This is a genomic window from Psychrobacillus sp. OK028 (assembly GCF_900103605.1).
Classification (GTDB): domain Bacteria; phylum Bacillota; class Bacilli; order Bacillales_A; family Planococcaceae; genus Psychrobacillus.
In genome coordinates this window covers 509,579-521,131 of record NZ_FNHY01000001.1, presented here as the reverse complement: position 1 = coordinate 521,131, position 11,553 = coordinate 509,579, and the positions used below count along the sequence as shown (strand labels likewise).

At 36.0% G+C, this 11,553-nt stretch carries 14 protein-coding genes and 1 other annotated feature; of the genes, 1 reads left to right on the top strand and 13 read right to left on the bottom strand.

The window, feature by feature from the left end:
- Positions 1-13: 13 nt before the first annotated feature.
- The 3 genes from pyrR to lspA all read right to left on the bottom strand — a co-directional run bounded on the left by pyrR (position 14) and on the right by lspA (position 2,162).
- Complete coding sequence (pyrR, locus tag BLR36_RS02195; RefSeq protein ID WP_093059974.1) at positions 14-553, bottom strand: bifunctional pyr operon transcriptional regulator/uracil phosphoribosyltransferase PyrR; 540 nt, start codon at positions 551-553, stop codon at positions 14-16.
- Between the two features lie 206 nt (positions 554-759).
- Entirely contained in the window at positions 760-1,686 is a 927-nt protein-coding gene (locus BLR36_RS02190) for an RluA family pseudouridine synthase (protein ID WP_093059972.1), read from the bottom strand.
- Entirely contained in the window at positions 1,686-2,162 is a 477-nt protein-coding gene (gene lspA, locus BLR36_RS02185) for a signal peptidase II (RefSeq protein WP_093059970.1), read from the bottom strand. The genes BLR36_RS02190 and lspA overlap by 1 nt, the downstream gene beginning before the upstream one ends.
- 128 nt (positions 2,163-2,290) lie before the next feature.
- Between lspA and BLR36_RS18680 the strand changes: the two genes are divergently transcribed.
- A complete protein-coding gene (locus tag BLR36_RS18680) occupies positions 2,291-2,449 on the top strand; it encodes a hypothetical protein (protein WP_175453945.1) in 159 nt (52 codons plus the stop codon).
- Between the two features lie 37 nt (positions 2,450-2,486).
- Here BLR36_RS18680 and ileS read toward each other — a convergent pair whose 3' ends face one another.
- From ileS to BLR36_RS02135, 10 genes are all read right to left on the bottom strand, one after another.
- Entirely contained in the window at positions 2,487-5,237 is a 2,751-nt protein-coding gene (gene ileS / locus BLR36_RS02180) for an isoleucine--tRNA ligase (RefSeq protein ID WP_093059968.1), read from the bottom strand.
- 62 nt (positions 5,238-5,299) lie between these two features.
- Positions 5,300-5,522: a binding site (T-box leader), on the bottom strand.
- Between the two features lie 49 nt (positions 5,523-5,571).
- The gene (locus BLR36_RS02175) at positions 5,572-6,081 is read right to left on the bottom strand and encodes a DivIVA domain-containing protein (protein ID WP_093059966.1); all 510 of its coding nucleotides are present in this window, start codon (positions 6,079-6,081) and stop codon (positions 5,572-5,574) included.
- A 98-nt stretch (positions 6,082-6,179) separates the two neighbouring features.
- The gene (locus BLR36_RS02170) at positions 6,180-6,968 is read right to left on the bottom strand and encodes a YlmH family RNA-binding protein (RefSeq protein WP_093059964.1); all 789 of its coding nucleotides are present in this window, start codon (positions 6,966-6,968) and stop codon (positions 6,180-6,182) included.
- A 47-nt stretch (positions 6,969-7,015) separates the two neighbouring features.
- Positions 7,016-7,279, bottom strand: coding sequence for a YggT family protein (locus tag BLR36_RS02165; protein ID WP_093059962.1), 264 nt, complete (start codon positions 7,277-7,279; stop codon positions 7,016-7,018).
- A gap of 17 nt (positions 7,280-7,296) precedes the next feature.
- A complete protein-coding gene (locus BLR36_RS02160) occupies positions 7,297-7,767 on the bottom strand; it encodes a cell division protein SepF (RefSeq protein WP_093059960.1) in 471 nt (156 codons plus the stop codon).
- Complete coding sequence (locus BLR36_RS02155) at positions 7,764-8,462, bottom strand: YggS family pyridoxal phosphate-dependent enzyme (RefSeq protein WP_093059958.1); 699 nt, start codon at positions 8,460-8,462, stop codon at positions 7,764-7,766. The genes BLR36_RS02160 and BLR36_RS02155 overlap by 4 nt, the downstream gene beginning before the upstream one ends.
- Positions 8,463-8,541: 79 nt before the next feature.
- A complete protein-coding gene (locus tag BLR36_RS02150) occupies positions 8,542-8,775 on the bottom strand; it encodes a YlmC/YmxH family sporulation protein (protein ID WP_175453944.1) in 234 nt (77 codons plus the stop codon).
- An 80-nt stretch (positions 8,776-8,855) separates the two neighbouring features.
- Positions 8,856-9,635, bottom strand: coding sequence for an RNA polymerase sporulation sigma factor SigG (sigG, locus tag BLR36_RS02145; RefSeq protein ID WP_093059954.1), 780 nt, complete (start codon positions 9,633-9,635; stop codon positions 8,856-8,858).
- Between the two features lie 89 nt (positions 9,636-9,724).
- Positions 9,725-10,432 (bottom strand): RNA polymerase sporulation sigma factor SigE, encoded by a 708-nt coding sequence (gene sigE / locus BLR36_RS02140; protein ID WP_093059952.1) that lies wholly within the window; start codon positions 10,430-10,432, stop codon positions 9,725-9,727.
- Positions 10,432-11,274 carry a sigma-E processing peptidase SpoIIGA gene (locus BLR36_RS02135; RefSeq protein WP_093059950.1) on the bottom strand — a complete coding sequence of 281 codons (843 nt, stop codon included), beginning with the start codon at positions 11,272-11,274 and terminating at the stop codon, positions 10,432-10,434. Before BLR36_RS02135 ends, sigE begins: the two co-directional genes overlap by 1 nt.
- Positions 11,275-11,553 lie beyond the last annotated feature (279 nt).

The following is an 11,553-nucleotide window of genomic DNA, read 5'->3' as shown; positions in this document are numbered from 1 at the left end:
TTAATAAGATTTTTTATTCGAATATGGTTACAGCGTCTATTTCATCTATTTCTGTTACTTTTACAACGATTCTTTCGTTGCTCGATGTAGGTATGTTTTTCCCAACATAATCTGCTCGAATTGGTAGCTCACGGTGTCCTCTATCGATTAAAACTGCTAGCTGAATTTGAGACGGTCTTCCTAAATCCATCACTGCATCCATAGCTGCTCGTACTGTTCGTCCTGTATACAGAACATCATCCACCAGAATTACTTTTTTATCCTTTACATCATGTGTTATGTCCACTTGCTGTACTAATGGCTCAGCTGTATCATTCAATAAGGTTAAATCATCTCGATACAGCGTAATATCTAGTTCACCCATTTTGATTGGCTTGCCTTCGATCCTTTCAATCCTATCTGCTAGACGCTTTGCTAAAAAAGCGCCTCTAGTTTTAATTCCTACTAAAATACACTCCTCAATCCCTTTGTTGCGCTCAATTATTTCATGCGCAATTCTTGTGAGTGCCCGATTAATCGCTTGCTCATCTAGAATATTTGCTTTTTCATCCATCAATTTCCATCCTCTCTGAACAAAATAAAAAACCTTCTAAGCTTTGAGAGCTCAGAAGGTTGTGTATGCGCAATAAATTAGAGTGATTCCTATAAATCCGCAGATTGATAGTGAGTCACGTTCACATGTACCTTCTCAGCCTCTCTGGACTGTTATTAAAGGTGAAGCTATATAATTTTTATTATTTCTTTCATTAGTATAGAGTACTATTCCTCATTAATCAATGATTGATTTCTTAAATCTTGTATTAAGTTAGTGAAATCCTCAGGAAGTGGGTATGAGAACTCCAAGTATTCACCTGTTTTCGGGTGAATAAAACCTAATAATCCTGCATGTAAAACTTGTCCATCAAAACTAATAGTTTTCTTCGGACCGTATTTCGGATCCCCAGCAAGTGGATAACCAATATACTTCATATGTACACGAATTTGATGTGTACGACCAGTTTCTAACTGGCACTCAACTAATGAAAATTTATCAAATCTTTCAATAACACGAAAATGTGTAACAGCATGTTTGCCATTTTCCACTACCGCCATACTTTGTCTTTCTTTTTTATCACGAGCGATAGGAGCATCAATTGTCCCTTTATCGTGTGCAATACGACCATGCACAAGTGCAGTGTATTTACGAGTAACTGTTTTCTTTACAAGTTGATCCACCAACGAGACATGAGCTACGTCATTTTTAGCTACCATCAACAATCCAGATGTATCCTTATCAATACGATGCACAATTCCTGGGCGCATAACCCCATTAATGCCAGACAAATCTTTAATCTGATACATTAGACCATTAACCAGTGTTCCAGTGGTATGTCCTGGTGCAGGGTGAACAACCATTCCACGAGGTTTGTAGACTACTACTACGTCCTCATCTTCATAGATGATTTCCAAATTCAAGTTCTCGGCAACAATATCGAGTGGCACAGCATCAGGAGGCGTCACAACAATAACATCTCCTGCTTTCACTTTATAACTTGTTTTTGCAGGTTCACTGTTTACAGTTACACATCCATCTTTTATAAAATTTTGGATTTGTGTACGTGACCAATCTGACTCAAAAGATGCAATCGCTTTGTCAATTCGCTCTTTTGCTTGTTCATTTTCAATGATAAATGTTAATTCTTCCATTACTTCACCTTTTTCTTTTCAGCTCGTTCTTCTTGAAATACGAATATTATTATAATTACAACTCCAACAGTCAGCGCAGCATCTGCCACGTTAAAGATAGGGAACTCATAATTAATAATAGGTATTAAAACATCAACAAAATCTACTACTTCGCCTCTCCATAATCGGTCAATAAAGTTCCCTACAGCTCCACCAAGTAGCAGCATCAAACCGGCTTGAAACATTGGTTTTCCTTTTGCTTCTTTATGAAAATAGTAGATTATTCCAATGATGACGATAACAGTGACAATGGTAAAGAATCCTATTTTCCCTTGTAGAATTCCCCAGGCTGCTCCTCTATTTCTATGAGAAAGTAGCGCTAGGTAAGGGTCCCACATAATAATCCGTTCACCAAGTGTCATATTTTTAACAACAAGCCATTTTGTCCATTGATCTAATGCAATGACAAAAGCTGCCAGTCCATAAAATTTCCACACATTATTTCCCCCACATAACAAATTCTTTTTAAGTAAAATTGAACACTCTCTAAGTAGTTTAACACAGAACCATACAATACGTAAAAGAGCATCGCAATTTCAACGGTGAAAACACCTAAAGAGGGTTTTTGGGCTATATACTTGGTGTTATGGGCTATCCCGTTATACTTATGGGCTATCGTGGAGAATTTATGGGCTATGTGGAAGTAAAAGGGCTATTTTTAATGATTTATGGGCTATCCCCGCATATTTATGGGCTATTTCCTCGTGAAATAATAAAAATGTGACCCTAATTACCGGGCCACATTTCGTTACTTTACTTATTTACTTAACAACCTCTGCGCAACGTGCACATAAAGTTGGGTGTGCTTCGCTTGTTCCAACTGTTTCTGAAATTGTCCAGCAACGCTCACATTTTTCACCGTCTGCTTTTTCTACTACAACAGAAGCATGTTCTAATGCCAAACTGTTTGCAGGCGCTGCGGTTGGAGCACCGCCTAATTCAAACTTAGAAACGATGAACAATTGAGCAAAGTCAATCGCATCCGTTTCAAATAATGTTTTATAATCATCATTTACATATAAAGCTACTTTTGCTTCTAATGATTTACCGATCGTTTTTGCATTACGTGCTTCTTCTAATGCTTTCAATACATCATCACGTAATTCCATAATTTTATCCCACTTAGCTGCTAATTCTTTGAATTCAGGATAATCCACTGGTTCTGGCATATCTGTTAATTGAACACTTTCCGCTGTTTCATGCTCTAAATGAGCCCAAAGTTCATCTGTCGTATGCGGTAGAATAGGTGTTAATAATTTTAATAACGCTAATAATGTATCATACATAACTGTCTGCATTGCACGACGATCTTGGTGATTTTCTCCATAAATATAAACAACATCTTTTGCAATATCTAAGTAAAATGAACTTAGTTCACTTGATACGAAATTATTCACTGTATGATACACACTTGCAAAATCATAGCGATCATATGCAGCTTTTACAGTCGTAATAACTTCTTGGAGCTTCATGTACATATATTGATCTACTTCACGAAGGTCTTTAAATTCCACTCGGTTATTAACAGGATGGAAATCGCTGATATTACCATGTAAGAATCGGAATGTATTACGGATTTTACGATATACTTCGGATACTTGTTTGAAGATTGCATCTGAAACACGTACATCCGCTGTATAGTCAACAGAAGCTACCCATAAACGTACGATGTCTGCCCCTAACTGATTCATCACTTTGGAAGGTACGATAACGTTTCCTAGTGATTTACTCATTTTGCGACCATTTCCATCTAATGTGAAGCCATGGCTTAACAAACCTTTGTATGGAGCGTGACCGAACATAGCTGTACTTGTGATTAATGAAGAGTTAAACCAACCACGATATTGATCGGATCCTTCTAAGTATAGGTCTGCTGGGAACACTAAATCATCTCGTTCTTCTAGAACTCCTTGATGTGTTGAACCTGAATCGAACCAAACATCCATAATATCTGTTTCTTTCGTGAAGATACCGTTCGGACTACCGATATGTGTAAATCCTTCTGGTAATAATTCCTTCGCTTCTCTTTCAAACCAAACATTCGATCCATGTTCACGGAATAGTTTAGAAACATGGGAAATAGTCTCTTCTGTCAGAATTGGTTCCCCATCTTCTCCATAAAATACTGGAATTGGAACTCCCCAAACACGTTGACGAGAAATACACCAATCTCCACGATCGCGAATCATATTATATAGACGAGTCTCTCCCCATGCAGGAGTAAACTTTGTATCTCGAATCGCTTGTAATAATTCTTCTCTAAATGCCTCGATAGAAGCAAACCATTGTGCTGTTGCACGATAAATAACTGGTTTTTTTGTACGCCAGTCATGTGGGTATGAATGTGTAAAGAATGTCAGTTTTTCAAGCGCGCCTGCTGACTCTAATGCTTCTGTAATCGCTTTGTTAGCTGTATCATAAAATAATCCTTCAAATCCTGGTGCTTCAGCAGTCATTACACCGCGATCATCAACTGGGCATAGGACGTCTAATCCATAAGCTTTTCCTACGTAAAAGTCATCTTCCCCGTGTCCTGGAGCTGTATGAACACATCCTGTACCAGACTCCGTTGTTACATGCTCTCCTAAAATGATTAGAGAGTCACGATCGTATAATGGATGTTTGGCAACTAAGCGATCCATTTGCTTACCTTCCAGCGTACGCTCTACTGTATATTCTTCCCAGCCTAATTCTTCAGCAACAGATTTTACAAGATCTAATGCGACTACATATTTGTTACCTTTCGTTTGAACTACTGCATACTCAACTTTTGGATGTAGAGAAATAGCTAGGTTTGCAGGAATTGTCCATGGAGTAGTAGTCCAAATGATAAATTTAGTTCCCTCTTCAAGGACACCCTTACCTTCAGTCACATCAAAGCTTACATAAATAGATGGAGATTTTTTATCTTGGTATTCAATTTCTGCTTCAGCTAAAGCAGATTCACTTGATGGTGACCAGTATACTGGCTTTAATCCCTTATAAATATAGCCTTTTTTAGCCATTGCGCCGAATACTTCGATTTGGCGTGATTCAAACTCTGGTGTCAAAGTAACATAAGGATTATCCCAGTCTCCACGTACACCTAGACGTTTAAATTGTGAGCGCTGATTATCAATTTGTTGATAAGCATATTCTTCACATAACTTTCTAAATTCTGCTAATGACATTTCTTTACGTTTAACACCTTTATTCGTAAGTGCTTGCTCAATTGGAAGACCATGTGTATCCCAGCCTGGAACATAAGGTGCATGATAGCCAGTCATCGATTTGTGACGGACAATCATATCCTTTAATACTTTATTTAATGCGTGACCCATATGAAGATCCCCGTTCGCATATGGTGGCCCATCATGCAAAACAAAAAATGGTCTACCTTTTGTGTGGTCCTGTACTTTTTGATAAATATCCTGCTCTGCCCATTTTGCTTGGATTTCTAATTCTTTTACCGGTAAATTTCCGCGCATTGGGAAATCAGTTTTTGGCATTAATAACGTATCTTTGTATTCCATCTAATAACCTCCTATTTATTAAAAGCATTCTTTCTTTGAAAACAAAAAAACTCCTCATCCCAAAAAGGGACGAGAAGTTATGCTCGCGGTACCACCCTACTTGCGATTTTCTTTCAAAATCGCCGCTTAGAATGCCGTAACGGGACATTAACCGAAGACACCTACTAGAAGTTCAGTGTCTTTGCTCCAAAGTGATAATCTAAAAACGTTTCTCATCCTGAGCTCTCACCGCCCTCAAGTCGCTTTATCGGAATCAAATTTAGACGTCTTTTTCTACGCATATTATATGATATGAAATTATTATAGGTAAAGTATGATGATGAGTCAAGAGATGTTAATCTTCTGTTGCAGAAATACGATTGATTGCTTCCGTATCTACATCATACTCCATTAAATGGTTCCAGTCATCAGTGTTGATCAAGTCAAGCTGAGCTTCAATTAACATTTTAAAACGATTTCGGAAAACCTTCGATTGTTTTTTCAAGTCCTCGATTTCCAATGCAATTTTTCTAGCTTTTGTTAGTGCTTCGTTGACTATTCGATCGGCATTTTTCTCTGCCTCTTTCACAATAAGCTTTGCTTCTTTTTGTGAATTGCGACGAACTTCTTCTGCTGCTTCTTGAGCAACAACAATTGACTTATGTAATGTCTCTTCGATCGAAGTAAAATGACCTACCTTTTCGCTAGAAGTTTTAAGCTTAGTTTCTAATTCCTTCTTTTCTTTCATTAAAATTTCAAGGTCTTTCATGATTTGGTCAAGGAATTCATTTACTTCGTCTTCATTGTAACCTCTAAATCCTTTACCAAATTCCTTGTTATGTATATCAAGTGGTGTTAGTGGCATTTTAACATCTCCTTCACTTTACGATTCTTGTATTCTTTCTACTATTATACATTTCTAAAGAGCCGAATACATCTAAATTTATAATATTCTTATTAAAATCAGCTTTTTAGTTCTAACCTACCTATTTGTAGTCGAATTTTATCTTTTTTTGTTCTTCCTTCAATCATTAGTAATTTTACTCTACCATGTCCTCTTATTGAGAGTAAATCTAGTTCTTGTAACTCAAGGGATACCTGATTTTTTTCAGACCAGTTAACTTTGACCTTTCCACTTTGAATGAGGGAGGCTGATTTTTGACGAGAAATATTAAAGATGGAGGCAATCACCGTATCTAATCGCAGGGAACTAACCGTCAAAGTTTCGGTCATCCATTCTTCCTGTTGTGTAAAATAATGTAGTGGATTTTCTATTTCATTTATTTGAACCTTCACTTTCCCAATGGAAGTGAAATTAGAACGAACATAATCCATTACCTCATCTGCAACAACAAATTGAATAGCGCCATCCTGAACGCGTATATCACCAAATTTACTCCGATCAATACCTAGTGACATCATTGAGCCAAGAACATCCTTATGCTTTAACGTTACAAATTTAGTAGGATAATGGACTTCCACAACTCTCATGGAGAAATCATTATCCGATGGAGTATAATACGATGGAAACAGAAGAACTCTTTTCCTCTCAGCATCCTCTAGGGTACCTTCAGCTTTAGAACTAATATCCTCATGCTGCCTACGAATAGAGTCTACGATAAATTGCTGTCTAGGATCAAGAAAATCCGTCAGTTTAGGAGCATATCGATCCTCAACTTCCCTCAGAATACTCACAACCTGTTCAATAAAAGGCTGCTCTTCTTTTCTAAAATGTTGCAATACATTTTGCATGATAAAATTCCCTTTCAACTATAGTAAAAAACCCCACGGAAGTGAGGTTAGATAATTGTATAAGCTAAATAATATATACCATTCATTGCAAGTCTAAGTACAAATATTGCCACAATAGGTGAGATATCAATCATACCTAGTGGAGGAATAATCTTTCTAAATGGTTGTAAATATGGTTCACAAATTCTTGATAGAAACCTACCAAAACTCGAATGTTGAATGCTCGGTACCCATGACATTAAAATATAAGCTATTAATGCATATGTATAAATTTGAACACCCAAACTTAATAATGATAAAACGATTGCCATAATTTTTTACTCCTCTGTTAATCTAGGTCGTTATAGTAATAATCCGATATTGCACCATCAACTTCTACTGAATCTGGCGCACAAAGGAATATGTCTGTACCTATTCTTTGTATATCTCCGCCTAAAGCGTACACGGTTCCACTTAAAAAGTCGATAATTCGGATTCCCTGCTCCTTATCAATTCGTTGCAGATTGACAATTACCGCTTTTTTGCCTTTTAAGTGTTCCGATATATCTTGTGCTTCTGCATACACTCTCGGCTCTATCAAAATTACTTTTGATGACTTTTGGACGTTTTGAATACTAACAAGATTAGGAGAATTTATTTCCTTAGGAATCGTATTGAATTTACGTTCTTTAGGTGCTGTTTTAACTGATTGTTGTTTTATATTATCTACTGGCTTTTGCTGTTGAGGTCTTGACTGCTGCGTTTCTGATGTTTCCTCATCTTCTTCCAAGTAGAAGAAATTTTTCATCCAGTTTTTCATGCTCTCTCAATTGCCTCCTTCTCTTTTCCTACCAATGCTGTTCCGATTCTTATGAATGTAGCACCTTCTTCTATCGCTATTTCAAAATCTCCAGACATTCCCATGGAAAGTTCTGTGCAAGGTGCGTTAGCTATTTGTTTAGCTGCAATTTTACTTTGAAGTTGTTTCAATCTACGAAAAACATCACGTATGATGGCTTCATCCTCCGTATTGGGTGCCATTGTCATTAAACCAATAATACGAATATGTTTATGGTTTTTAAGTTCATCGACGAATGCTTCAACTTCATCGATAGAAAGACCATGTTTTGATTCCTCCTGTGAGACATTTACCTGCACAAAGCAATCCTTTGTAGAAGTAGCTCTTTTTTCAATTTCATCCGCTAAGCTTATACGGTCCAACGAATGAAGGTATTGAATATCGTTAATAACCGATTTAACTTTTCTAGTTTGTAATGTACCTATGTAATGCCACTTTACATCATTAGAAATGGCATCTTTTTTTTTTTGTAACCCATCTGGTCTATTTTCTCCTAAGTGTAAAATACCAGTCTCAATTACTTCATTAGTTCGACTAACCGAAACTTCTTTCGTAACGGCAATCAATGTAACATCTTCTAATTTTCTATTTGCACGTTCGCTAGCTTTTTGAATACGTTGTGAAATATGTTCTAAATTTTGTTGTACGTTTGTCATTCGAAACCCAACTTTTCATCATTTGTTTTGTTTATTGTATCAATGAAAAGCCGTTTTATCAATGATGAACATTGGAATTCTATGTTTTTGATACAATTATAACATCTTTTCCAATTATCGCTATATTTTGTACGGCTATTTTCTTCGTGTCTCTTTTTTTGTTGAAAAAAGATGGGTAAGCTCCATTTTCCTCCACTAAAAAGGAAATAATATATCCTGTGTCTTTATCGATTTCCGCATCCACAATATAGCCTAATAATTGCCCACTTTTCGCTTCTATCACTTCTTTTTGCTGTGCATCAGAAAATTTCATCATACTCCCCCTTTATACATTATATGAATGAAAATGAAAAAAACGCTTTTTTCTAGAAAGAAAAAAGCGTTTGTATAACGTTAGGGATTTAATTGACTTTGAATAGTTGATAAAGCACTCTTCTCTAATCGTGAAATCTGTGCTTGTGATAACCCTAAATCCATCGCAATTTCAGTTTGTGTAGCTCCATAGTAAATTCTTTTCGTTAGTATTTTCTTTTGCCTTGTATCTAGCTTTTGAAAACTTTCTTTCACAGTAAAATAAGTGACCCATTGATCTTCGGATACATCATTATCGCATAATTGATCCATCATATATATAGCGTCCCCACCGTCACTAAATATTGGCTCTTGTAACGATACTGGATCCTGAATAGCATCTAAAGCAATCAATATATCCTCCACTGGTATATCTAGCTCTTTAGATAGATCATCCAATGTCGGCTCTTGTAAATGCTCGTTGATAAACTGTTCCTTCGCTTTCATAGCTTTATATGCAATATCTCTTAACGATCTTGATACTCTCACTGAATGGTGATCACGTAAATGTCTTTTTATTTCTCCAATTATCATCGGAACTGCATACGTAGAAAAACGGACGTTATGCTTTAGATCGAAATTCTCAATTGACTTGATGAGCCCAATGCAACCAACTTGAAACAAATCATCTGCTTGCTCTCCACGATATGCAAATCTTTGAACTAGGCTTAAAACTAACCTTAAATTACACATAACTAGTTCATCTTTAACAGAGTCTTCACCAGCTTGTAATCGAATAAACAATTCTTTCATTTCTTCATGCTTAAGTAAAGGAAGCTTAGATGTATCAATGCCGCATAATTCAACTTTTGTTCTCGTCATAGATCTTCCTCCGGACTTTTTAATTGTTCTAAGTCAGTTTGTCCGGGAAAGAAAAGATTATTCTTTTCGATTCTATCCAATTTCAACCATTAGGCAATTGGTTCGTTTAATAGCTCCTTTAAATCTAAAATAATTTTCTTTTCTAAGCGAGAAATATATGATTGCGAAATACCTAAATGATCGGCTACTTCCTTCTGAGTCATTTCTTCTTTACCATTTAACCCAAATCGACATTGCATAATATACTTTTCCCTATTCCCTAGAAGATTTATCGCTTCAAATACATGTTGACGCTCCAGCTTTTTCTCTACATCTTCAATGATTAAATCTTCGCTCGTTCCTAAAATATCTGAAAGCAATAGTTCATTCCCATCAGAATCTGAATTTAAAGGTTCATCAAAAGAGACTTCCGACTTCATCCGATTAGTTTTTCGTAGGTGCATTAAAATTTCGTTCTCTATACATCTAGAAGCATACGTTGCAAGCTTTATACCTTTTTCAAGATTAAATGTCTCTACAGCCTTTATAAGTCCGATAGAACCTATACTGATAAGATCCTCTATATTCGTATTTGTTTGATCAAATCTTCTCGCAATATAAACAACCAACCTTAAATTTCGTTCGATTAATACATCTCTAGCATGTTCATCGCCATCCATAAATGCTAACAACATTTCTCGCTCTTCTTCTCTCGATAATGGCTTTGGTAAAGATTCATTGCCACCAATATAATGTACACTTTTTCGCCTAAAAGAAAGAACCCAATAGTAAATCTTACGCATCCATTTCATCAGCATTACCCTACACTCCTTTTCTTCAAATGAAAATATGAGGAACTATGCAATATTCCATCTGCTTCATGTGGAAACTTTTCTTTTGCTCTCGTCATTACAATATAACCTTTAGGTAAAGCCTGATCTCCAATTATCCATTGGTCATACTTAATACCAACAACCCAAGTTTTATGTTTGTGAATCGTAGCAAGTGGGATTAAACGAACTTTACTTGCATATTCTTTAGGAATATTACCTAATCCGGTCATTCCATCGAACTCCCAATCCCTGATTGCAACAAATAGAGGTGGAGGTAAAACTTCTTTTAGCATATCTGCAGCCACAAAGTGGACAGGATCATTTGATAACGGTTCCGTACATACATTTCCAGAGTCTATAAAAAGAGTCAGCTCTTTAGAAACGCCAAATAGCGTAATATTCGATGGATACAAAAGCTCCCTTTCTGATTGAGCGATATTCAAATGAAGTACATGCTTGGCCAAAAAATATAAACCTCCAGTTGCGATCAAAGCAAAGTTGATGATCATAAACAAGTTACTACTATTCACGTATAAAGGAGCAATAGCTGTTAGCAAACCACCAGCAAAAACACTAGCAAGCAATGTTAAAATAATTGCTTTTATTATTTGTGAACGTTTTTTCCAAAAAGCAATAAGAATCATTGCAAAAAAAGACAAGAATACAGTACTCATAGAATGAGAGAAAACAACTGTAATTACTCCTGCAGTTAAAGCAGAAAGGAATAAATACCTTTTATGATTTTCAATCCATCCAATTTTATTGGCAAATGCCAAAACGGTATAATTGAAAAAAGTATTGGTTACAATCATTACTTCCGCGTACATAATTTCCCTCCTTTTGACTAAAGCTTAGCATCAAAAGTATAAGAAATTTGTCAAAAGAACGTTCAAAAACATTCTTTTTTTACGACATAATAATAATTAGATGAAATTATTTTGAAGTATTAACAAAATGAATATATAAGAAAAACCGGACAAAAAGATGTCCGGTCATTTAAGGTAAAAACATGTTTCTATTGTTTCTGAATTGCTTTGGACAGACTTTTCACTATATGATTACCGAATGACTTTTTAGGTTTTCTAGTTGGTTGTGACGTCCGTCAC